The sequence below is a fragment of the Methanoculleus sp. genome (assembly GCF_030019085.1).
In the GTDB taxonomy this organism is placed as follows: Archaea; Halobacteriota; Methanomicrobia; order Methanomicrobiales; family Methanoculleaceae; genus Methanoculleus.
The window spans coordinates 17,394-39,636 of sequence record NZ_JASEFJ010000004.1; the positions used below are offsets into that span (position 1 = coordinate 17,394).

23 protein-coding genes, 2 tRNA genes and 1 pseudogene are annotated in these 22,243 nt (G+C 61.3%); 17 read left to right on the forward strand and 9 right to left on the reverse strand.

Going from position 1 to position 22,243, the window contains the following annotated elements:
- Positions 1 to 255: 255 nt before the first annotated feature.
- Genes QMC91_RS03205 through QMC91_RS03215 form a run of 3 tightly spaced genes read left to right on the forward strand, consistent with a single transcriptional unit; the run spans position 256 to position 2,039 of the window.
- A complete protein-coding gene (locus tag QMC91_RS03205) occupies positions 256 to 522 on the forward strand; it encodes a hypothetical protein (RefSeq protein ID WP_300235266.1) in 267 nt (88 codons plus the stop codon).
- The gene (locus tag QMC91_RS03210) at positions 512 to 1,840 is read left to right on the forward strand and encodes a hypothetical protein (RefSeq protein WP_300235268.1); all 1,329 of its coding nucleotides are present in this window, start codon (positions 512 to 514) and stop codon (positions 1,838 to 1,840) included. The genes QMC91_RS03205 and QMC91_RS03210 overlap by 11 nt, the downstream gene beginning before the upstream one ends.
- The gene (locus QMC91_RS03215; protein WP_300235271.1) at positions 1,776 to 2,039 is read left to right on the forward strand and encodes a hypothetical protein; all 264 of its coding nucleotides are present in this window, start codon (positions 1,776 to 1,778) and stop codon (positions 2,037 to 2,039) included. Before QMC91_RS03210 ends, QMC91_RS03215 begins: the two co-directional genes overlap by 65 nt.
- A gap of 45 nt (positions 2,040 to 2,084) precedes the next feature.
- Here QMC91_RS03215 and QMC91_RS03220 read toward each other — a convergent pair whose 3' ends face one another.
- The 6 genes from QMC91_RS03220 to QMC91_RS03245 all read right to left on the reverse strand — a co-directional run bounded on the left by QMC91_RS03220 (position 2,085) and on the right by QMC91_RS03245 (position 9,528).
- Positions 2,085 to 2,360, reverse strand: a complete 276-nt coding sequence (locus QMC91_RS03220; protein WP_300235274.1) for a hypothetical protein — start codon at positions 2,358 to 2,360, stop codon at positions 2,085 to 2,087.
- A gap of 833 nt (positions 2,361 to 3,193) precedes the next feature.
- The gene (locus QMC91_RS03225) at positions 3,194 to 4,738 is read right to left on the reverse strand and encodes a sodium:solute symporter (RefSeq protein WP_300235277.1); all 1,545 of its coding nucleotides are present in this window, start codon (positions 4,736 to 4,738) and stop codon (positions 3,194 to 3,196) included.
- 194 nt (positions 4,739 to 4,932) lie between these two features.
- Positions 4,933 to 5,436 (reverse strand): acetolactate synthase small subunit, encoded by a 504-nt coding sequence (ilvN, locus tag QMC91_RS03230; protein ID WP_300235280.1) that lies wholly within the window; start codon positions 5,434 to 5,436, stop codon positions 4,933 to 4,935.
- Positions 5,433 to 7,112, reverse strand: coding sequence for a biosynthetic-type acetolactate synthase large subunit (gene ilvB, locus QMC91_RS03235; RefSeq protein WP_300235282.1), 1,680 nt, complete (start codon positions 7,110 to 7,112; stop codon positions 5,433 to 5,435). Before ilvB ends, ilvN begins: the two co-directional genes overlap by 4 nt.
- On the reverse strand, positions 7,069 to 8,595 hold the full coding sequence (locus QMC91_RS03240; RefSeq protein WP_300235284.1) for a 2-isopropylmalate synthase: 1,527 nt from the start codon (positions 8,593 to 8,595) through the stop codon (positions 7,069 to 7,071). Before QMC91_RS03240 ends, ilvB begins: the two co-directional genes overlap by 44 nt.
- Positions 8,596 to 8,892: 297 nt before the next feature.
- Positions 8,893 to 9,528 carry a DUF4013 domain-containing protein gene (locus tag QMC91_RS03245; protein WP_300235286.1) on the reverse strand — a complete coding sequence of 212 codons (636 nt, stop codon included), beginning with the start codon at positions 9,526 to 9,528 and terminating at the stop codon, positions 8,893 to 8,895.
- 156 nt (positions 9,529 to 9,684) lie between these two features.
- On the opposite strand from QMC91_RS03245, the gene QMC91_RS03250 reads away from it, so the two are divergent.
- Both QMC91_RS03250 and QMC91_RS03255 read left to right on the forward strand, forming a co-directional pair.
- Positions 9,685 to 9,813, forward strand: a complete 129-nt coding sequence (locus tag QMC91_RS03250; RefSeq protein WP_300235289.1) for a hypothetical protein — start codon at positions 9,685 to 9,687, stop codon at positions 9,811 to 9,813.
- 197 nt (positions 9,814 to 10,010) lie between these two features.
- Positions 10,011 to 10,095: transfer RNA gene (locus tag QMC91_RS03255), tRNA-Leu, on the forward strand.
- Positions 10,096 to 10,131: 36 nt separating this feature from the next.
- Here QMC91_RS03255 and QMC91_RS03260 read toward each other — a convergent pair.
- Positions 10,132 to 10,329, reverse strand: a complete 198-nt coding sequence (locus QMC91_RS03260; protein WP_300235291.1) for a hypothetical protein — start codon at positions 10,327 to 10,329, stop codon at positions 10,132 to 10,134.
- A gap of 104 nt (positions 10,330 to 10,433) precedes the next feature.
- Between QMC91_RS03260 and QMC91_RS03265 the strand changes: the two genes are divergently transcribed.
- Both QMC91_RS03265 and QMC91_RS03270 read left to right on the forward strand, forming a co-directional pair.
- A complete protein-coding gene (locus QMC91_RS03265; RefSeq protein WP_300235293.1) occupies positions 10,434 to 11,114 on the forward strand; it encodes a diphthine--ammonia ligase in 681 nt (226 codons plus the stop codon).
- Positions 11,111 to 11,668, forward strand: a complete 558-nt coding sequence (locus QMC91_RS03270; RefSeq protein ID WP_300235296.1) for a hypothetical protein — start codon at positions 11,111 to 11,113, stop codon at positions 11,666 to 11,668. The genes QMC91_RS03265 and QMC91_RS03270 overlap by 4 nt, the downstream gene beginning before the upstream one ends.
- On the opposite strand, the gene mmp10 is transcribed toward QMC91_RS03270, so the two are convergent.
- Positions 11,656 to 12,882, reverse strand: a complete 1,227-nt coding sequence (gene mmp10 / locus QMC91_RS03275; RefSeq protein WP_300235298.1) for a methyl coenzyme M reductase-arginine methyltransferase Mmp10 — start codon at positions 12,880 to 12,882, stop codon at positions 11,656 to 11,658. The two genes, QMC91_RS03270 and mmp10, sit on opposite strands and share 13 nt — an antisense overlap.
- 487 nt (positions 12,883 to 13,369) lie before the next feature.
- On the opposite strand from mmp10, the gene QMC91_RS03280 reads away from it, so the two are divergent.
- The 8 genes and pseudogenes from QMC91_RS03280 to QMC91_RS03315 form a co-directional block, all read left to right on the forward strand.
- Positions 13,370 to 13,642, forward strand: coding sequence for a DUF504 domain-containing protein (locus tag QMC91_RS03280; RefSeq protein ID WP_300235301.1), 273 nt, complete (start codon positions 13,370 to 13,372; stop codon positions 13,640 to 13,642).
- Between the two features lie 51 nt (positions 13,643 to 13,693).
- Positions 13,694 to 13,766 (forward strand) — tRNA-Thr (locus QMC91_RS03285).
- 264 nt (positions 13,767 to 14,030) lie between these two features.
- The gene (locus QMC91_RS03290; protein WP_300235304.1) at positions 14,031 to 14,342 is read left to right on the forward strand and encodes a hypothetical protein; all 312 of its coding nucleotides are present in this window, start codon (positions 14,031 to 14,033) and stop codon (positions 14,340 to 14,342) included.
- A complete protein-coding gene (locus QMC91_RS03295; protein WP_300235307.1) occupies positions 14,332 to 14,610 on the forward strand; it encodes a hypothetical protein in 279 nt (92 codons plus the stop codon). Before QMC91_RS03290 ends, QMC91_RS03295 begins: the two co-directional genes overlap by 11 nt.
- 154 nt (positions 14,611 to 14,764) lie before the next feature.
- The gene (locus QMC91_RS03300; protein WP_300235309.1) at positions 14,765 to 15,634 is read left to right on the forward strand and encodes a site-specific DNA-methyltransferase; all 870 of its coding nucleotides are present in this window, start codon (positions 14,765 to 14,767) and stop codon (positions 15,632 to 15,634) included.
- 12 nt (positions 15,635 to 15,646) lie between these two features.
- On the forward strand, positions 15,647 to 16,885 hold the full coding sequence (locus QMC91_RS03305) for a hypothetical protein (protein ID WP_300235311.1): 1,239 nt from the start codon (positions 15,647 to 15,649) through the stop codon (positions 16,883 to 16,885).
- A 90-nt stretch (positions 16,886 to 16,975) separates the two neighbouring features.
- Entirely contained in the window at positions 16,976 to 17,560 is a 585-nt protein-coding gene (locus tag QMC91_RS03310) for a molybdopterin-dependent oxidoreductase (protein ID WP_300235520.1), read from the forward strand.
- Positions 17,536 to 18,009: pseudogene (locus tag QMC91_RS03315) on the forward strand (4Fe-4S binding protein); the annotation flags it as partial. The gene QMC91_RS03310 and the pseudogene QMC91_RS03315, both read left to right, overlap by 25 nt.
- 10 nt (positions 18,010 to 18,019) lie before the next feature.
- On the opposite strand, the gene QMC91_RS03320 reads toward QMC91_RS03315, so the two are convergent.
- Positions 18,020 to 19,912, reverse strand: coding sequence for a chloride channel protein (locus QMC91_RS03320; RefSeq protein WP_300235314.1), 1,893 nt, complete (start codon positions 19,910 to 19,912; stop codon positions 18,020 to 18,022).
- An 870-nt stretch (positions 19,913 to 20,782) separates the two neighbouring features.
- Here QMC91_RS03320 and QMC91_RS03325 point away from each other — a divergent pair.
- Together QMC91_RS03325 and QMC91_RS03330 are read left to right on the forward strand one after the other, a co-directional pair.
- Positions 20,783 to 21,655, forward strand: a complete 873-nt coding sequence (locus tag QMC91_RS03325) for a formate/nitrite transporter family protein (protein ID WP_300235317.1) — start codon at positions 20,783 to 20,785, stop codon at positions 21,653 to 21,655.
- An 11-nt stretch (positions 21,656 to 21,666) separates the two neighbouring features.
- On the forward strand, positions 21,667 to 22,176 hold the full coding sequence (locus tag QMC91_RS03330; RefSeq protein WP_300235320.1) for a nucleotide-binding protein: 510 nt from the start codon (positions 21,667 to 21,669) through the stop codon (positions 22,174 to 22,176).
- Positions 22,177 to 22,243: the final 67 nt, after the last annotated feature.

The window sequence follows — 22,243 nt, forward strand, 5'->3', positions numbered from 1 at the left end:
TTCGGGGGGGTGCGCCTGCCCGATACGGAGTCGGCAGATAGCCTTCTGCTCCGGGGGGCCTGCACGAGTCAGCCCCCGTTAAATAAGGCAGACTTAACATAGACGAGGAAAGTCCTCTCTACGTTAACAAAACTTAACGTAGGCGGATCCCGCGGCGAGCCTCCCGATCATCATCGCCGCCCCACGGAGCCGCCCGGAACAGGAATGCCACAATTTCAATAGAATTATCACCCGTAGAGCCGAAAAAGGATCAGGGTGGCAGGTGCGAAGAAATACACTGCGGCGGCCGTGCTCGCGGTCTGGCTCATCGTCGTCATCTTCTTCATGATCTTGAACCGCACGGTCGACCTCGAGGTCTTCTTCGTCCTCGCGCTCATCGGGCTTCTGGTCGTCGCCGTCCTGATCGACGGGGCGTTCTCGCGGCCCCGGTACATGCGGTATCCCGGCTACCTCATCGCCGCAGGAGTCGCCCTCTTCGCCTGCATCGTCGCAGAAAAAATCCTGGAGATCCTTGCCGCATGAGAGCCTCGCAGATCATCCTCGCGGGAGAGGCGGCCTCCCCCATCCTCTACACCGCGGAGAACATCTCGACCGCCGCCCATGCCGACCCGCGACGATCGAAAAGCGGTCGCCGGGGAACGCCGACGCCCTCGTCCCCCTGATGGACGACCTCCTCGGCGAGACCGGGACCCTCGCCCTCACGATCCGGCTCAAGGACTACGAGAGCGCCGAGCGCGACCTCGCCCGCTACAGCGAACTCTCCCGCCAATTCGACCGGCTGGTCGTCACGCTCGACGTCTCCGGCACCGACATCGGCGAGTTCCAGCGGAACAACCGGCAGAACCAGGAGGCTCTCGCGACCCTCTTAAACGACACCCGGCGGTTCGAAGACTTACAGAGGCTCGAGATCGAAGTCCGGGGCGACGACGAGCAGCACATGGCCGTCGTCTACGAGGGCGAGGCCCTCCGGCGGAAGATGCAGGAAGGTTTCGCCGCCTATGCCGGGCGCGAAGCGGAGACCACCCGGATCGCCGAACACTACGGCGCGAACGCCACCCCCTACCACGAGAGCGTCGACAACTTCGCCGAGGTCGCGGACGCCGCAGACGACTGGCGGGAGAAGACCGGCATCAGTACAAAGAGTACAACGTCCCCCCTCGCTATCGCCATCGCCCCGGCCGAGGGGCGCTACGGGGACGCCTTCCGGATCGCCGGGACTTACACCGGCGGCACCCCGGGGACCCCCATCGAGGTCTACGTCGACAGCCGGCCTGCCGGGACCGCCGCCCTCGGCGACGACCGCACCTATAACTACCTCTACCGGGTCGGCCGGACCTTCGCCGGACCGCACCTCGCCTACGCCGTCGCAGGGGCGGTCTATTCCACGGTCGCGACGTTTACGGTCCTGTCCCAGAACACCACGATCAACCTCGCCGCCGCAGAGGTGAACGCGACGGCCGTCGCCTGCACCGGGAACCTCACGACCGCGGAAGGTCTCCCGGTCGCGGGCGCCCCCGGTCCTCATCAGGGTCGACGACAACGGCACCTACGGGATGAAGATTGTCCTCCCCGCCGGGGAGCACAGCCTCCGGGCGGAGTTCCACGCCGCGGGCTATCCCCTGAACGCCTCGGCGAGCCCGACAGAAACAGTCCAGGTCCGGGGCGAGGGGCTCTCCCCCCTCCCGTTCGTAGCGGCGGCAGCGGCCGCCCTCGGGACCGGGTGGTACCTCCGGCGGCGCCGGCCCTAGGAGGAGCCCGTCGCGGCAGAGCCGGCAGTGGTCCCGGAGCGCCCCGACGAGACCCCGCCGCAGGTCGAGACCGCCGGCCTCCCGCCCCGTGAAGCCGCGACCGTCCTCTTCCGTGCCCGGCTCGGGATCCCGGGGACGAAGACCGCGCGGGACTGCGCCCGCATCGCTACCAATCACGCCGGGTTCTTCGAACGCTACGAGCGGATCCGCTACGCCGGCGAGACCGCCACGGAGGAGGAACTTCGCGCGATGGAGGAGGAAGCCCTCGGAGGTGGCGAGCATGCAGCGTGAGGCCTGGGCGGTCCTCCTCATCCTCCTCCTCGCCGGCGGCGCGGCCTACGCCCACGTCGCCACACCACCGAGGAGTACAGCCGCTGCAACGTCGGCTGGAACGGCACCTCGAGACTCGCCGCAGAGGAGGTCCGCAACCTCCCTCCCGGCGCGACCCTCCTCATCCTCGCGCCCGAAGAGGTCGGCTACCTGCAGGCGTTTCTCGATGGCGGCGGCCGGGTCCTCATCGCCGACGAGGACGGGGACGCAAACGGCCTCCCTTTCGGGAGCACCTCCCTCACCAGGATATGGGCCCGACACGAGGATATGGCCAAGAAGCATCAGAAGCGGCAGCCCGGGGGGAATCAGCCCCCGGAACCCGCAGCACCTATTGGAAAGGATCTTGCCGAAATGGCATGAAGACCCTCATCATCTGGTTCCTCAACCAGACGATGCACGCGGAGGTACTCCGCCAGGCGGAAGCTGCCGGGTAGAGCGAACCGATGTGCGGAATGCGCATCGGAACGGGTACGAGGATCGAACACCCTTCTCCTGCCCCGGTTTTCCGGAGGGAAGTCTTGAAACCGTCGTGGATTCCGAAGTACAGCACATCCGCGTAGAAATTCGGTATCGCCTGCTCGATCGGCCACAGAAGAACGTCCGGACCTGGTCATTGAGGTCTTTGCTCAGCACGGGGGTTAATCGGGTCCGGCGGATCATCCCCGACGGGCGCACCGGCATCCGGAGTGCAGCCTCCGCCGCCTGCCCCGGCGCATCCAGGCAGACACGGAAAACGGATCAGAACGACGAACATGATGAAACGGTCAACAAAGAAATGAAACAGAGAATCAAGGTGGTCGGGGCGTTCCCAAGCGGAGAGACACTGTTCAGAGACCGATCGGACCCATTCGGATGGACATTGCTCCAGATCGCGGACCCGGAGCAGTGGGTTCCCAGCAGAAAGTATTTGGCGAGAGTGAACGATCACGCAAGAAGACAGGGTACAGGAAAACAGAGACGTTACCGACTTGCGTTGAGACCATGGTGAACTACCCCGCGCCTCTCGGGCGGGGTCTTCCCGCTCCGCCCCCTTCACCCCCGCAGGATAAACCCCTTTCACCGCTCCTCTCCAGGAGCTCTCAACAGGAAAAAACAATGGGGTAAAACCCCCTTTCTCACTCCTTCTCTGCCTCACCCGCGGCCGCCCGGCCCTGGATGAACCAGCCCGTCCGGGTGCAATCGAGCGTCTCCGGCGAGTTCTGCCTCGTGATCAGACTCACCACGACCATCGCGAGCAGCGAGAGCAGGAGCGCAAAGAAACTGAAGTGCACCGGGAGCGGCGCGACAAACTTGTGCCAGTAGCCAAAGACCCCCGCCGCCACAAGCCCCGTCGCCATGCTCGCGATAGCCCCCGGCCCGGTCGCCCCTCTCCAGTAGAGACCGGCCAGCAGCGGGACCGCAAACGTCGCGAGCATAACCCCGATACCCATCCAGATCAGCCAGGCAAGCATCTGCGGCGGGTTGATGGCCATGAGAAGCGTCGCGCCCGCCCCAACGACAACCGCGATCTTCGAGACCAGGAGCACCTCCTTCTCGGAGGCCGAAGGGCGGAATAGGTTCTTGTAGATGTCCCAGCCAAACGAGGTGCCTATGGTGAGCATCAGGCGATCCGTCGTCGACATCACCGCCGCAAGCACAATCACCGCAAAAATGCCCCATAACAGCATGTTAGGCATCGCATACTCCACGCCCACGATGAACGCAAAATCCTGGGCGTTCACGACATCGGGGAGGACCGCCTTCCCCTCCTCCACGAGCACCCTCGTCGCAAACCCGGTGAACTTCACAAGGAACATCACGACCGCGTAGATGCCAAACGCAACAAGCGGCGACCACTTGAAGTATCGCGACTCCTTCGCCGCCAGGACGTTGTTGATGACATGGGGCGCACACGCAAGCCCCACCATCAGCAGGATGGCAAACGAAAACAGGAACTCCGGCGTCGCATAGGCATAGGAAGCGTAGGCCGGACTCGGGAACCAGGGCTCAACAAAGTTAGGGTCGATCCCGGCAAGGACCGTGTTGATGTGGGTGAGCCCCCCGGCGCTCCTGATGACAAACGGCGCCATCGCGAGCACCCCCACGATCAGGATCCCGCCCTGGAAGAGCGTCGTCCAGGAGACGGCATACAGCCCCCCGATCACCGTGTAGGCGATGATGATGACACCCGCGATCAGGAGCGCCTGCCAGTGCGGTATACCGAAGATCCAGACCAGCACGATACTGATCGCAGCATACTGCCCGATAAGGTAGATCAGCGAGACCAGGATCCCCGAGACCGCCGAGAGCGCCCGCATCCCCCGCGGACTCTCGAACCTCTCGGCCAGGTAGTCCTGGACTGTCATGTAGCCCCGCTCCCTCCCGACAGCGTTCAGCTTCACCCCGAAGAAGATGATACAGAACGAGGCAGCAAGCGGGACAAATATCTGCTCCCAGATCCCCGGCCAGCCAGAGGTATACCCGAACCCGCTGACCCCAAGGAGCGTCATCCCGCTGCAGATCGAGCACACAACCAGGATCGTGAAGATCCAGAACCCGAGCGACCTCCCTGCAAGGATGTAGTCTTCCGTGTTCCGGATCTTGTGCGACGCCCAGCTGCCTATAGCAAGGAGCGCAAAGAAGTAAATCCCGATCAGGGCGATCGTCGTAAGATCCGCCATCAGGATTCATCCTCCTGGAACCGCAGACCCCAGATGATCAACAACACAAAAGCCAGGGCGACAGCGCCGCCCACGTAGAGTATCGTGTGGAGTGGTAATCCCAGTATCGTCATACTGTGACAGCGTGTGGCACGCTAACATATAACATAATCGATCGGAGATCGCCCCGATCCCCATTTACCTCGCAAAAAAAGTTATTTGGAACTCTTCACGGTCTTTGACCCGCGGAGGAGGGCAACCTTACCCGTCCTGACGAGTTCCTTGATCCCGTACTGTCGCAGGAGTTTCTCCAGGGCATCGATCTTATCGGTATCCCCGGCGACCTGGAGCACCAGCGTCCTCGTCCCCACATCCACGATCTGTGCCCGGAAGATGTTTGCGATCTGCATGATCTCGGCCCGGACGGGGCCGCTCTCCGCGGCCACCTTTATCAGCGCAAGCTCCCGTTCAACGCTCTCACGCTCCGTCAGGTCGGAGACCTTGATCACATCGATGAGCTTGTTGGTCTGCTTCATCACCTGCTCGACCACAGCATCATCGCCGTTCACGACGATCGTGATCCGGCTCATCCCGGGCTCCTCGCACGTCCCGACCGCCAGGCTCTCGATGTTAAACCCCCGGCGGGAGAACATCCCGGCAACCCGGGAGAGGACACCCGCCCGGTTCTCGACAAGCACGCTGAGCGTATGCGATGTCATGGCTGACGCACCCCGATCATCTCGTTGATCGCGGCACCGGCAGGGACCATCGGGAAGACGTTCTCCTCACGCTCGATCCTGAAGTCCAGGACGAACGGCCCATCGTGGCCAAGCGCCGTCTCGAGCGCCTCGCGGACCTCGGCCTTCTCCTCGACTCTTATCCCCTCGACACCGTAGGCGTTTGCGACCCTGACAAAGTCCACCGGCGAGAGCTCGGTGTAGGCATAACGCCTGTCGTAGAAGAGCTCCTGCCACTGCCGGACCATCCCCAGGTACATGTTGTTCAGGATCACCACCTTCACCGGGATGTTGTTGTGCGCCACCGTCGCAAGTTCCTGGATGTTCATCTGGAAACTCCCGTCACCCGCGACATCGACGACCGTCTCGCCAGGCCGGGCGAAATGGGCGCCGATGGCCGCCGGGAACCCGTAGCCCATCGTCCCGAGACCGCCCGAGGTTATCCATGACCGCGGTCTCTTGAAACAGTAGTAGAGCGCCGTCCACATCTGGTTCTGGCCGACCTCGCTTGTGACGATCCCCTCGCCCTTCATCAGGTCGGAGAGCTGCTGGATGACATACTGCGGTCGCAGACGATCGTCGTCGCGGTAACCCGGCGGGAACTGTGCCTTCCAGGTGCCCGCCCGGTTCACCCAGTTCGCCGTATCCCCGTGCTTCTGCATCCGTGCAAGCATCGCCCGGAGCACCCTCCCGACATCCCCCACGATCGGGACATCGACCTTCTTGTTCTTCCCGATCTCGGCCGGGTCGATATCAATATGGATGATCTGAGCGTTCGGGGCGAAGGCCTCGATCTTCCCGGTCACCCGGTCATCGAACCGCACCCCGATTGCTATCAGGAGGTCGCACTCCGTGACAGCGTAGTTTGCGGCCTGGGTACCGTGCATCCCGAGCATCCCGAGGTTGAGGGGGTGGTCGCCGGGGATGGCGCCAAGCCCCATCAGGGTCGTTGTCACGGGGATGGCAGCGGTCTCGACAAACTCCCGGAGTTCGGTCGAGGCCCCGGAGAGGATAACACCTCCCCCGGCGTAGACGAGCGGGCGCTCCGCACGCGCGATCAGGTCAAGCGCCTTATCTATCTGGCGGACGTGGCCATCGTATGTTGGCTGGTAGCCCCGCAGGGAGATCTCCGCCGGCGGCGGGGAGGATACCTCATCCACCACACCCATGGTGACGTCTTTCGGGAGGTCTATCAGCACCGGGCCCGGTCGGCCGGTCCTGGCGATGTAGAACGCCTCCCGAACGACGCGGTCGATATCGGCGGCCTTCTTCACCAGGTAGTTGTGCTTCGTGATCGGTATCGTGATCCCGGTTATGTCCGACTCCTGGAAGGCGTCGTTCCCGAGGAGAGCGGTCGGCACCTGGCCGGTGAGCGCCACGATCGGGATGGAGTCCATGTAGGCCGTCGCTATCCCGGTGACCAGGTTACAGGCGCCGGGGCCGGAGGTGGCAAGGCATACACCTACGCGGCCGCTTGCACGCGCGTAGCCATCGGCCGCGTGCGCCGCTGCCTGCTCATGCCTTACCAGAATGTGCCGGATCGACGAGTCGTAGAGTTCATCGTAGATCGGCAACACCACGCCGCCGGGGTAGCCAAATATGGTGTCCACCCCTTCACGCTGCAGCGCTTCTATCAGAGTCCTGGCTCCGGTCTTCATGCTCTTCCCTGAGTAATCTGTTCATACCAGTGATAACCGCTTCGACGCTTGCCATGATGATGTCCGTCCGGGCGCCACGTGAGGTAACGCTCTTTCCGTCCTTGCTCAGTTTCACCGAGACGTCGACGAGGGCGTCTGTGCCCCCTGTTATGGCGTCGACACGGTATTCGTCAAGCCGTACATCCCCGACATCCGCGACTGCGCGCTGGAGCGCGCGGATTGCCGCGTCCACGGGTCCGTTCCCGACCGCGGCACCGGTGATCTCCTCGCTGTTGACACGCATCGTCACGGAAGCGGTGGGCATGGCATTGCTCCCGGAGACGATGGTGAACTGCCGCAGTTCGAGGCAGGGGGTGAACTCGATCTCCATGACGGTATCGGCGATCGTCATGATGTCGGCATCGGTGATCCGCGTCCCGGCGTCCCCCATCCGCTTGATCCGTTCGACGATCTCGGCAAGCTGCGCGGCGTCCGGGTTGTAACCCATGTCGCGGAGCGCGGCCTCGACCGCCGCGGACCCGGAGTGTTTCCCGAGGACTATGCGCCTCCTCCTCCCCACCCTCTCGGGTTTAAGGGGTTCGTAGGTGCTTGCGTCCCGCATCACGCCGTGGGCGTGGATCCCGCTCTCGTGGGTGAACGCCATCTCGCCGACGATGGGTTTGTTGGTCGGTAGCGCAACCCCTGTCAGGCGGGAGACGTGGGTCGAGAGGGGATAGAGTTCCTCGGTCACGATCCCGGTCTTGACCCCGTAGAGGACTTCAAGCGCCATCACCAGTTCCTCGAGGGCGGTGTTCCCCGCACGTTCGCCAAGACCGTTGACGGTGACGTGGGCGGCGGAAGCCCCTGCACGGAGAGCGGCGACGGTGTTTGCGAGCGCAAACCCGAGGTCGTCGTGGCAGTGGATGGAGAGCGGGGCAAAGAGGAGCGGCGGGATGATCCCGGCCGCCCGTTCGGGTGTGAGGAGACCGACGGTGTCGCAGAAACAGAGTCTGTCTGCGCCACGCTCGACCCCTTCCCGGAATATCTCTGCCAGGAACGCCTGGTCGGCGCGGGATGCGTCCTCTCCGGAGAGTTCGACGATGAGCCCGCGCTCTTTTGCGTATTCGACACTGCTCCAGGCCATCTCGCAGACCTGGTCCCGGGTCTTGCGGAGTTTCTTTGTGATGTGGAGGTCGCTCACCGGGATTACCAGGTGGACGGAGTCTGCCCCGGCATCGGCGGCGAGGTCGATGTCCGCGGGAAGCGCACGGACGTAGGTGCAGGTCTCGGCTTTGAGCCCGGCCCCTGCGATCAGGCGGATGGATTCACGCTCTCCGGCGGATGCGGCAGCGGAACCCGCCTCGATGACGTGGACGCCGATGCTGTCAAGGTGGGTTGCAATCTCAAGTTTCTCGGCCGACGTCAGGCTGACACCTGGTGTCTGCTCGCCGTCCCGTAACGTGGTATCAAAAAAGCGGATCGATTCACCAAATAAAACAATCACTCATAGTGGTTTCCACCGGAAGAAGGTTGGTGGCGAGGGTACTTAAAGGTTGGGCAGGTTTGATGGCCTCGGTGGAGGCGGTGCCCTGCTTTGATGAACCACTCCCTGGAAAGATACGGGAAAACAAAGGGCGTTCATCAGATCTCCGGTGGGATCTCTCCCCCATGACACGGGTACACGCACTGCCCGCCCCCGGGGAAGGAGGTGGTCTGGAACGAAGGTATCAGGGAGGGCACAACCGTCAGTATAGCAATATCTCCCCTTCACCCCGCGAGTTAAAATAGAAAGGGGGTGTTTTCACGCCGGTTCCGGGGCGCTCTCGTAGATCAGCGTCAGGTAGCGTGCCCCAAAGATGATCCAGACAGGGTAGAGGAAGAGCAGGATCAGCAATCCTATGAACGGGATCAGCGCCAGCACAACAGCGATGAAGCCAAAGACGAGCCCGACAACCCAGAGGATGATGAGCGCGAGGATATAACTCCCCCAGCCGATCTTTCCGATGTGCTGGAGGATGGCGCCGAAAGCAAAAGCCTGGCCCATGCTGTTCTTCCGTGCAAACCGGATGATACCCATGGTCGAGATCAGCGTGACCAGCAGCCCGACGATGATCATGACCAGCAGCCAGATACCGGCGGCAGTGGCCGCTGGATCGGTGGCCACGCTCAGTGGCACCCCAAATATGAGCGCCACGATAAAGACCGGGATGCTGTAGATGATACCGATGATAATGAGTTTCAGGCCGTCGATGAACGTCCTCACCCAGTTTCCTACATCAGGGGCCGGTTTGACACCGCTGTAGATCCTGACCATATACCCCAGGATCAGCGGGAATATGATAGTGCTGATGACGAGCAGGATCCACCGGACCCATTTGCCCCAGACAGCACCTTTTGCATAACTGAACGAATCGCTCAGCATCTTGCCATAATCCATAAGTAAAACTCCGACGCTTCAGGATGCGCAGATAGGGCATATAAAACATCCTGGTGAACTACCCCGCCCTGAAGAGGGGATGGCGCATGCGCGGGCCCGGTGACCAGATCCCTCCAGGGGAACCCGGGAGGATGAAGCGCCTCGTGATGAGAGCGTATGCTGAAGGATGTGACCTCCGCGTCCCGTGCTTCCGAACTTCCTGGAATGAACATTTCCGGGTTCTGCCAGATCGAGGAGGGGCGGCATGGCGGGTTCCCGGTTGAGGTCTCTGGCGGGAGATCATGAGCCCGGTCATCCCCACTGATAACAGGTATCCGCGTTCATTGGCCTGACGGCAGGCGAGCGTCCCCCCAGAACGGTGCTCTGGTGGTATCCTGTCTGCCCGCGGCCACGAACAAAGGTATTTTAGGTAAGAAGGCAGATTGAATGAGGTAAACGGGGCGCGATAACAGGACCGATGCGCCAACCGTCACCGTACCGGTGCGAGGGTTGCCAAGCCAGGTCAAAGGCGCCAGGTTGAGGGCCTGGTCTCGCAGGAGTTCGTGAGTTCAAATCTCACCCCTCGCACTCCGATTTTTCCAGCCATATTGCCGGGAAGACCCCTCACACCGCCACCGACTGGCGCTGCCGGCAGCGTTCAAGAAGTCTCCCCCACTCCGCCGGGTGCTCTCCTGCCCACTCGATCAGCGCACGGGCCACCCGGTCTCGAAACGCGGCGTCAACCCGGTAGTCAACCAGGATACAGTCCACCACCATCTGGATATCAGAGTTTTGGTCACCTTCAACCCTCGTGCCCCTCACCCTCAAAGCGGCTAAACGTCCGGATAGTATATAAGGTTGATGATCCCCCTCCTACCGACGGGAGGGATTATAATGCACTGCGGAGAAGACTACGGGAACCAGTTATGAGACTCGGCGTTCTCTTCTCCGGCGGGAAAGACTCGGCCTTCGCCTGCTGGAAGGCGATGCAGAAGGAGGAAGTGGTCTGCCTGATCACGATCGTCTCCCGGAACCCGGAGAGTTACATGTTCCACACCCCGAACATCCGGCTTGCCGCGCTCCAGGCCGAGTCCGCCGGACTCCCTCTCCTGGAGATGGAGACGGAGGGCGAGAAAGAGACCGAACTTCTCGACCTTCGAGGTGCACTCCTTGCCGCACGGGAACGTTTCGGGATCGAGGGTCTCGTGACCGGGGCTATCCTCTCGGTCTACCAGGCGACACGTCTCCAGCGGGTCTGCTATGAACTGGGGCTCTGGTGTTTCAACCCGCTCTGGCTTGCAGACCAGGATGAATACATGGAGGAACTCCTGGATGCCGGGTTCCGGGTCATCATCACGGGCGTCTTCGCCTCGCCCTTTGACGGGTCATGGCTCGGGAGGGAGATCGACCGCCGCACCCTCGACGAACTCCGTATGATCGCCCGGGAACACAGGATCACCCTCACCGGGGAGGGCGGGGAGTTCGAGACGTTCGTCATCGACGCTCCATTCTTCTCCCGGCGGGTCGCGATCGAGGAGGGGTCGAGGGTCTACCGGAACCACAACGGCGTCTTCAGGATAGAGCGGGCGGGACTGGTGGCACGATGATCTCCGTCATCGACCTCTGTTACCGCGAGGACTCCCTCTCGCGGGAGGAGTTCGTTACACCGGTCGAGCGACTCCTCAGGAGATCTGGCAGAGAGTTTAACACCCGCCACTACACCGCACCCGATATCGAGGCTGCAGACGCGGCAATCCTCTGCGGCACGGCGCTGATGGACACCGGGTTTGCGGAGCGACCAGACCTCTTTTACTGGCTCCTTGAGTTCGAGCGCCCGGTGCTCGGTATATCCTCCGGCATGAGAGCGCTCGCCACGGCGTTTGGCGCCGGGGTTGAACCCGGTTGCGGGATCGGTATGACCGAGGTGGAGGTGCTCAGCCCCGACCCCCTGTTTGCCGGAAAAGAGAGGTTCTCCGCCTACGAGGTACGTGGATGCGCTGTCGGGGTGCCTGGCGGGTTCGTGGCGCTTGCGGCCTCAAAAGAGTGTGTCCAGGCGATCCGGCACCGTTTCCTCCCGCTCTACGGCCTCCTCTTTCACCCCGAGGTCAGAAACGACTGGCTGATCGAGCGGTTCCTCGGACTGGTGGATCAGCGGCCGTAGCGGTTGATCGTGTTGATCAGGGCCGCGATCCCTTCCATCTCCTTATCGAGCACCTCGTTGCGGGTCATCCCCATGCTCGTCTCCGCATCGGCCGTCAGCATCTCGGGGCCACGCAGAACCTCGCGGTCGACACCATCGGCGGAGAGGATCTCCTTTGCCTCGGCGTCGTGGACGAACGCCCGGCCTGGGATTATCACGACGTCCTCGAGTTTCGATAGGTTCACCCCGGCCAGGTCGTCGGCGGTGATGAGGCAGGCGATCTCCTTTTTGACCGCAACAACCCTGGATATTGAGCCACGGATCGAGAGTATCCGCTGGATGTAGGGCGCAGCGACGCTCCCGGTGATCACGCTCGCACGTCTCTGGACGCGGGGGAGTTTCCTGAGGAGGTCGGGTTCGTGGAGGATTGCAAACGGAGAACCGATGGTCGGGTCGCCAAGCGGGGTTCCGCTGATCTTCATCGAGAACCGTTCGTTCAGGTCGGTGACGAGGTTCTGGAACTCGTCGACCGTGTGGATGCGCTGCCCCTCGATGATGGGGGCGTTGCCGAGGATGAGTCCCTGCTCGGTGCGGTTTGCAAACCGCATCAGGATCAGCCCTTTTGCGCCCCGCTCATCCAGCCAGGCACAGGTCTGCTCCAGAACCTCACCATCGTTTACGCCGGGAATGACGACAGCGGCGGCGTAGAGATCGATCTCCTCGCAGAACCGGTCGAGGATGGAGAGCGAGACTTCCGGCGTCGGGTCGTGCATCCAGTCTCGCCGGAGCCCCGGGTCGGCGGCAAAGATGGTGAATGAGACCTCGGAGAGACCGTTATCGATGAGGTGGTCCGCTATCGCGGGGTCATCAAACCCCTTGCCGCTTGTGTAGCCGATGTGGAGCGGCACCTCCATGCTCCCCAGGAGTTCGATGAGGTCATGGAACTCGGGGTAGCAACTCGGGTCGCCGCCGCCGCTGATTGTGACACGGTCGAGGTCTTCGTTCATCACCTGGAGGTTTGCGAGCGTCTCGTCGGCGACCGTCCTGAGGTCTTTGAACCCCTCGTAGCCCTCACGCACGCCACGGGTGCAGTAGTCACAGCCTTTCTTGAAGGGGAGACAGTACCTGCAGCCGAAAGCGGTCGTCCCCCTGACGTGTTTGAAGTAACAGTACGAGCAGAACCCCCGGCAGTCAAGGCCGGGCCGGCCCCCGAGATCGACGGTGAGGTGCGACATCCTGGTGGTACCTTCGGTGTTACTCTGTATTGAACGTTGCACAGCGGGGCCATCAATCCAATGCCCTGGTTTGATAAACCTCTCCCCGAAGAGATTTCAGGGGGATGTGCCTCGCTGCGGGCCCTCCTTCCGTCAGCCCCGCCGCACGGGGGATCCGTTCCCCGGGTTTCCCTGTGAGAAACGTCCTGGAGTGTTCATTACCGTCCCCGTGCACGGCCATCCGGGCCATCGCCGATCACTGCCCTCCCCCCAGGAAGGGCGGGAGGTGGGGGTGTTCTGGTGACACGTTGAGAGGGAGGGTGTTCCGCTCCCTCCCCCACGGTCTTACCGGAGAGATATTTCCGTGGGAGAATCGCCACGCCCTGCCTGGCCCTCCCGTGACCGGTGAAAGAAGTTCACACGGGACGGTTGAATTCTTCTCCACGCACCCTGCCAGGAAACGGTGGTGGGTTTATGCCCTGCCGGGACCACCAGGTCATGGTGAGTGATGCGGACAAGTCACCGGCTGCTTCTACGGCTCTACCACGACCCCGGGTATGACTTCTCCCGTGTCGAGATCGATTACGTCGACCGGGGTGCGCCCGGCGACCGCTCGACGGTTCGGGGCGGGAGGGTCGTTTCGCTTGAGCCCCAGTACATGGAGGTGGACGCCGGAACCCACGTCGCCTGCATCCCCTATCACCGGATCCGGCGGATTCTCTACGACGGCGAGGTCGTATGGGAGCACGGTCACCGGCAGGGTGATGCCGGCGATGGGTGAGGAGCACCGGCGCCACCTTTTTTACCGGAGACCTCCCAGTAAGTAAGGTATGCCCCAGTGGCTTAGCTGGCAGAGCGGCTGACTTGTAATCAGCAGGTCCCGAGTTCAAATCTCGGCTGGGGCTCTTTTGATTTTGTGCAGTTCTTTTCAAAATTGGGGCAATTTCCGGTCTTCTTTACATATCCGGGAACGAAGAAGATATAATGCTTCAACCGGCCGGTTCTGGTATACCATCTCCCGGGACGGTCCCCACTGCACCCGGTGCGCCTCGTCGATGTACCGGGCACACGTTTGCCGGCGACTCATGAGCCACCCCGGCGAGTTCTGTAGAAGCACTCCCGGAGACATAACCCATCGCGAAATAGTTTCATACCTCCCGGCGGCGATCATGCGCTGTAACCCCCTCTACGGCGCCCGGGAGACCCAGCCGGACACCGCTCGGCGGGGTATCAGTGTGCGCCCAGATCGTCGCTATGTGCGTCTGTCGGCGCGCGGCACGAAACGCCCGCCCACAGAACGATCCTGTCACGAACTTGCTGCCTGCACAGGGGAGCGCTACATGCAGGAGTTTGGGTACACCGGCGGGAAGACCAGGCCTCTGTCGCAAAGGTCGGCGAGTTCGCACAAGGGGTCTGAGGAGGGGGAGGCCCGGTCTTTCATGGAGCAGCACCATCGTTATCAGCGGGATCGTGACAGGTGACCCGATCGTCGAGACGAAGACGATCTGTGACGTAAGACTGGCGTTGGCACCCTACTGCTCCGCGAAGATGACCGTGTTTGCGGCGGCGGGCATCGTGATCATGACGCCGCTCACGAGCGGGTCGGCAAAGAGCCGCGAGAAGAGCGCCGGGACAACGAGGAGGAGGACGGCGCTCGCCGACCATCTCCCGCGCCGGCAACGTCGCACGCGGTGTGGTCACCCCGCCAGGGAGGTCGATCGCATCGATGAACGGCCCTGGTATATCTAACGGGCTGAGGAAGAGGAGGAACCCGATCACGGAGGCCGTAACCCCGGGGTTTGCAGGCAGTTTCAAGCTAAATTCACCCTCACGCTCGCCGGCGACGACAGGACCCCGGATCGTATTTCGTTCACCTTTTTTGCCCTGGACCGCGAACCTGAAAGTGATCGGAGTGACGGAAGAGGAGAGAGGGGTGTGCGGGCTTGCCGTCAACACCATCCATATCATGGACTGCGTCGAGGGCATGCGGCGCCTTCAGGCAGGCTCGGTCGACGTCATCGTCACATCGCCGCCCTACAACATCGGAAAAAACTACAACTCATACCACGATCGGAAACCGCGCCAGGATTACCTCGAGTGGATGGGAGAAGTCGCCGCCGAAGCGGCACGCGTCCTCGCCGACGACGGTTCTTTCTTCCTCAACGTCGGCGGTAAACCCCGGGACCCCTGGATACCGTTCGACGTCGTCCAGCGGTTCCGGGCGCACTTTGAACTGCAGAACGTCATCCACTGGATCAAGTCGATCGCGATCGAGAAGGAAGATGTGGGCGATTACGACAGGATCGCCGGGGATATCGCCGTCGGCCACTATCAGCCCGTGAACAGTCCCCGCTACCTGAGCCAGTGCCACGAGCACATCTTCCATCTAACAAAGAATGGCGACGTGACGCTCGATAAACTGGCTATCGGCGTGGCCTACCAGGACAAGAGCAACATCGGCCGCTGGAAAGCAGCAAAACGCGACCTCCGCGACCGGGGGAACACCTGGTTTATCCCGTATCCGACCATCCGTTCGTCCCTCCCTCACCCCACCACCTTCCCGGTAAAACTGCCCGAGATGTGCATCCGGCTCCACGGTTGCCGGCCGGGGCTGCTCGTCCTGGACCCATTCATGGGGATCGGTAGCACGGCGCTTGCGGCGATATCGCTTGGCGTGGATTACATAGGGTTTGAGATCGACCCGGCATACCGGGGGATCGCAAAGACCAGGATCGAGGAAGCGTGCCGCCGGAGAGGAGATCCCGGAGACTGACGGATACACACCATGAACGCCCTTATACCCTTCGCCCTCGCCCTTGTTCTGATCACCGTTGCCTCCCTCAGATACCGTCTCCCGCCGTTTCTCTCCCTCGTCGGGACTTCCATCGTATTCGGTCTCCTTGCCGGCCTGCCGGCGGAGACTGTCATCACCTCGATCACGGGCGGGGCCGGCAGGATATTTGCCACCCTTGGCGTGGTGATATTCTGCGGGATCAATATCGCCGGGGTCCTCCGCGAGAGCGGCCGGATAGAAGAGATCGTCGCCGATATCCGTGGCGCTGTTCGCCGCCCCCTTGCCACAGCGGGAACGGCCGGCTATCTCCTCTCCGTGCCGCTGATGTGCGGCATAACCTCGTTTCTCATCCTTGCTCCAATCGTCTCAGGCCTCCACACCGACCGGGAGGCCTCTAAGACCCTCCTCTACTGCGCCGGTATCGCCGGGATGATCTCCTACGTCCTCCTCTACCCCGCCCCCGTGGTGTACTCCATGATAACCACGCCAGGCCTCTTCCCCGGCGACCCGTGGGAGTTCAACCTTCTCGCCATCCCACTCTCCCTTATCCTCCTCGCCGGTCTCCTTATTGCCCTGCGGTCGAGGAGCAGTCTTCCAGCGGCACCGCCGGAGACAAAGGCGACCGGATGGCACCCCCGCGCCTGGCTGCCGTTCCTGGTCATCCTGGTCGCTCTTGCAGCAGGCACTCTCATCCCCCCGCTTCACGCCCTCGCAAACGTCAACCTGGCGCTCCTTGCCGGACTATTTGCCGCCCTTCTCACGGTTCCCGGCGATATCAGGGAGCGGGCGGTTGCACGGGGGACGAAGAACGCCGGGATCATCATCTTTGACCTCGCCGGCGCCGGGGCGTTCGGCGGCGTCATCGCAGCAAGCACGTTCTCGGCGGACGTGACCGCGCTCGTCACGGCCTATCTCCCCATAACCCTCCTCCCCTTCGTCATCGCGGCGCTGCTTCAGGCAGCGCAGGGTTCAAGGGTGGTCACCGCCTCAATCACCGCGACCATCCTGGCCACCATCCCGGCCGTTCTGGTGATCAACCCGGTTGCCCTGGTGCTCATGGTCTCCGCGGGGGCGTTCATGTTCTCCTACGCAAGCGATCCCTTCTTCTGGCTGCTAAAACGAACCACTGGCGACGATTTCACTGCGGTCGTGCGGAACTACACCCTCCCGCTCTCGGTGGCCGGGGTGGTCACGCTCGCGGCGGCGCTGGTGATCCAGGGCATGCCGTGACACAGGCCACCGATATTCATCAGAAAATCTGCCCGGACCATGCCTGATATATAACTCGGGCGGTATGTAGTCCCTGCCGGGGGGAAAATGATGGAAATCAAGTATGTATCGACGACATGCCCGTACTGCGGCACCGGGTGCGGGTTCAAACTTGTCGTCCGGGACGGCAAGGCATTCGACGCGGCGCACCGGCAGCGCTCACCCGTCAGCGGGGGAAAACTCTGCCCCAAAGGGCGTTGCGCCCACGAATTCATCAACAGCCCCGACCGCCTCGAAAAACCGCTGATCAAGAAGGACGGCGAGTTTGTCGAGGTGACCTGGGACGAGGCCTACGACCTGATCGCGGAGAAGTTCGGGTCCTGCAAACCCGACGAGATAGCCTGCCTCTCCTCCGCCCGGACCTCGAACGAGGAGAACTGCCTGATGCAGAAGTTCGCGCGGGTGGCGCTCAGGACCCCCACGTCGATTACTGCGCCCGGCTCTGCCACGCATCCACCGTCGCGGGGCCTCGCGGCGGTCTTCGGGTCCGGTGCGATGACCAACTCGATCAGGGACATCGCCGAGTCGAAGTGCGTCTTCGTCCTCGGGAGTAACACCTTCGAGCAGCACCCGCTCATCGGGCGGAGCATCATCCGTGCGAGAGGAGCGGCGGCAAGGTCGAGAACGCGATGCTGAAACTCGGCGATAAGTGGCGGGCACGCTGCTCCGGGGCGCTCGGCGAAGGCACGGAGCGCCTGAACCGGATCCGGGAGCAGACGAGCCGGCGCATCAAGTGCTGCTCCTGCATCGAGAACTGCCCGATCTGCTACTGCCTAGACTGCAGCACGAAGAAAGACTACCCGGTCGAACCCGGCGTGATCCCGCCGCCCTTCATGTTCCACCAGATCCGGTTCGCGCACATCTCCGACTCCTGCGTCAACTGCGGCCAGTGCGAGGAACTCTGTCCCGTGGAGATCTCGAACCCGGTCTTCCTCCACGCGATCCAGACCGATCTCGAGAAACTCTCTGGGTTCCACCCGGGCGAGGATATGACCCCGCCGGTGCTGGCTCCTGTCGAGGAGACGACAGGGAGAAAGCGCCTCGATGCGGCGGGGAGCGGCCAGATCTTCGATATCTTCCGCTGATCCGGGTTTCTCACCTCTCCACTACCGACCCTTTTTTCCCGTCAGGGCTTTTCTCGGATGCCGTACCCGGTCCGATCAGGGTGCTGTTCCCGGTAAGGCGGTGTTTTGCCCCGGACTGAGACGCTCTCCTGATATATGCTTTCATGATGTCCGTTCGGCTGATAAACCCCGAGAGCGTCCTCGGGTCCTCTGCCGGGACGACGGGCAGGTGATGGATGTCGTGTTCGGTCATCAGCGCCAGAGCCTCGCGGAGCGTGCAGGCATGATGCACGGTGAACACCCGTGGAGTCATGACATCCTCCACCAGTACGTCGTGTTCGCCGTTTATCCGGTGATCCCTGACATCATCGAGAGCGATCATGCCGACGAGTTTCCCTTCCCCGTCGAGCACCGGAAACGCGGTATGCAGCGTCTCGTCGATCAGGCGGAGCACCCGCCCGGTGGTATCACCGGGCGATACGGCGACAATCCGGTCGCGGGGCACCATAACATCGCTCACATGAATATCCTGGAGTATTTCTACCATATACTCGTCACGATGAGCAGGCGACCGGGACCGGTTCAGCACCTGCTCGCGGAAGATAGTGGACTGACCGATGAGGAGGGCCGCCACCGAGACGGCACCCATCGCCGGGACGAGCAGGGAGAAGTCGTCGGTCATCTCCACGACCATGATCATGACCGCGATCGGTGCGTGGGAGATCGCACCAAAGAGAGCGATCATCCCGACGACGACGAAGACCGGCACGGACTCGACAGGCACGATCCCCGGGAGGGCGAGGTGCAGCAGGGACCCGAAGGCGCCCCCCGTCGCCCCGCCGATCACCAGCCCCGGCGCGAAAACGCCGCCGCTCCCCCCGGAGCCGATGGTGAGCGACGTCGTCAGGATCTTCGCAAACGGGAGGAACAGCAGCACCCCGATCGGGAGCATGTTATACAGCGCGAGTTGCGTGAACCCGTATCCGGTTCCGAGGCTGCCGAGACCGACGACTGCCGCTTCGGGAGAGAGAGCCGCAAGAGCAAGAACGAACAGGCCGGTGAGGAATGCTCCTGCGAGGGGTTTGAAGTGATTCGGGAGGTTCAGGCGGCTGAATATATCTTTAAAAATCCTGTTTGTACCATAGAAGGTGTTTATGTAAATCAGGCCGACTGCAGTCGAGACCACGCCGAGGAGAACGAAGAGAGGAATCTGGTAGACGTTCCAGGAGGTTGCCCCGGGGCCGAAGACCGGTTCAAACCCCTCAACCAGACCGAAGATGGCATATCCGATGACAGAGGCGAGGAACGCAGGAACGATCGCTTCGGCTTCGAAGTCCTGCTTGTAGAGGATCTCCGCAGCGAGGATCGCCCCTCCGAGAGGCGCCATAAAGATCGTGCCGATTCCGGCGCCGACACCGGTGGCGATAGCAAGCCTCCGCTCATGGGCGGAGAGGCCTAAAAGATCGGCGGCGATCGAACCGAAACCGGCCGACATCTGTGCAGTCGGCCCTTCACGCCCGGCACTCCCTCCCGTCGAGATGGTCAGGACGGCAGTGACCGCTTTGACGAGGGGGACGCGCCAGCGTACCCGTCCTTCTCCATGGAACGCCTTTATTGCCGCATCGGTCCCGTGGCCTTCCGCCTCCGGGGCAAGGGAGTAGACCAGGAGGCCGGAGATTAGCCCTCCGAAACAGATGACGGGGAGAATCATCCAGAGGTGATCGGGAGGGGCCCATTGACCGATATCCTGGAGAGTCTGCCCTTCCTTCGGGAGATCGAACCCGACGATGCCTTCCATGAAAAATGCAGTTCCGAGTTTCAATCCTTCGAAAAAGCACAGAGCGCCGACGCCGGAGATGAGCCCGACGATGATGGCGATAAGTATTACCCTCCTGTAGGAAGTGACGGTTTCCTCGATCTGCATGGAATTATGACATAAATTTGTTTAACACTTATTTAAAATGGTTGACTTTCACCGGTGGCAGCGGTACAGGGTTGCGCATCACCGCCGGACGTCCCGGTGCGGCATTTTCTTTTACCCCTCTTCACCGCCATCGCTGGGCTCTCTCAGCGATCTCCCCGGACGGTGTCCAGGTACCGCTCACCACCAGAGGCCCGACAATGCTCCTATGGCCCGCGTTATCCGTGGGGATGGGGAAAGAGCAGAGACGAAACCACAACCGCCAGAGGGCCGGTATATCCCTCTCACCAGGAGGGGCGTGGCATCGGACGGCGGTTTGCAGGCGGCCATAATCGAAGGCACCCCGGAGGGACAGAGCGCACCGCCGGGCGGGGAGGGTGCCACGGGACCCTCAAATCCGTTTGAAAAGGAGCCCTGTCCTGCATGGGGGCGGACCCCGGAAATTGAAGCAAAAGGGTTGTTTTCCCAAAAATCTGTCATTCATCTGGTCAGGGCACCTGTTCCCGAAGCCGTCCCGACGCGCAGGCGTCTAAGGCGATTTTACCTGGCGTCCGTTACCCCGATATAGATCTGGATGGGGAATGGGTAATCTGCGCGCCCGCCCTAACATGCTCGCTCGAACAACCCACTGAAATCACCTATATTCCGCGTGGTCTCAAAAGCAAAGGCAGAAGCATCGTTTATCGATCCGTCATGTTTAATTATGGCAATTAACTCACGGCGATGATAAACGTCTGAGTTTGGGCTGTACTCGCTGCGCATAGCGATCATTTCGAAATGTATTAATAGCATTCTCTAATTACTGATTAATTAGACCTATCCATTTGAATTACCTGATGGTATAGGTAGGACGTTTAGAGAGGTGTATGAAAAATGGTATTCCATCCTCCAGTTGCTATCGTAGCAAAAGCTGGTGATGCCGGGAAGTACAAGACTGGCCTGCCGGCCTGGAACATGATCCTGCGTGGATTCATGGCAGGAGCATACATCGCCATGGGTGGTGCCCTCGCAACGGTCTGCAGTACCGGTGCGGCGGATTTCCTGGGTGCAGGTGTAGGAAAACTGATTCTTGGTGGTGTTTTCCCTGTTGGGCTTATTATCATCGTTTTGACCGGTGCGGAGCTCTTCACCGGTGATGCGATGCTCGCTCCAATGGCAGCGTTTATCCACAAGATCAGCTGGGCAAGTGTGATCAAACTATGGATCCTGGTGTACATCGGCAACCTGATCGGGTCGATCGTGTTCGCCTACATCATGGCCAACGGCCCGCTGACAAGCTTCAGCGCAACAGGAGCCGCGACCGTCAACGCTTTCGGTCTCACTGCCGTTAACATCGGGCTGGGTAAGGTGGCCTATGCCGGTACGATGGGACAGTGGTCTCTTCTGCTCAAAGCTATCGCCTGTAACTGGCTTGTCAACCTGGCCATCCTGCTCGGTATCTGTGCTGACGACGCCATAGGCAAGATCGTCGGCATCTGGTTCCCGATCATGGCTTTCGTTTCCACCGGGTTTGAGCACTGTGTCGCAAACATGTACTTCATCCCTGCAGCTCTCATGACAAAGGGCTACCTGAGCGCTGACCAGGTTGCCACCATCGGCGCCGCGAAACTTGAAGGCCTGAACTGGGTGACGATGTGGACGAACAACCTTATCGGAGCAACCATCGGCAACATAATCGGTGGTCTCTTCTTCGTGGGTGTGCTCTACTGGGTCGCCTTCCGCAAGGAGATTGCGGCACTCAAGTAACGAGATACCTGATGAAGATCAAAGGAATCGATGTGAAGATATCGACCATATCTCTGGTCGTTTTTGGTATCTTCACACTTTTTTTAATCGCTACGGTTGCCGTTAGCGGGGATCTATCGATCCTTATCCTCGGGGTGCCGCTCCTTGCCCTGCTCCTGATCATACCTGCAGCGCTCAACTACATGAGCCAGAAGCAGTATGCATCGCTGGTGCCGATGTATGAAGAGGAGGCAAAACCCGTCAGGGTCCGGGCGATAAACCTGAATATGCTCGGCGAACCGGTGCGCATAAAAGGCGTTGTCGAGCGGGTTTACTTCCAGTTCCTCAACCGGCCGCAGTACCTTGTAGCCGACCGTACAGGTGAGATATCGGTAAAGATGTTCACCTCACCGGCGGAAGACATTCACGAAGGGGATCTGGTCGAGGTGCTCGGGACGGTCGTCAAACGCTACATCCTGGCAGGGGATGCAGCCATAAACTGCGTCTCCATAAGGAAAGTCAAGAAGGATCAGCAATCCTGATTTATTCAGTTCAGCGAAGGGGCTAAGGAAACAGGGTGATTTCCAGCCTCACTCACATTCAGCATTT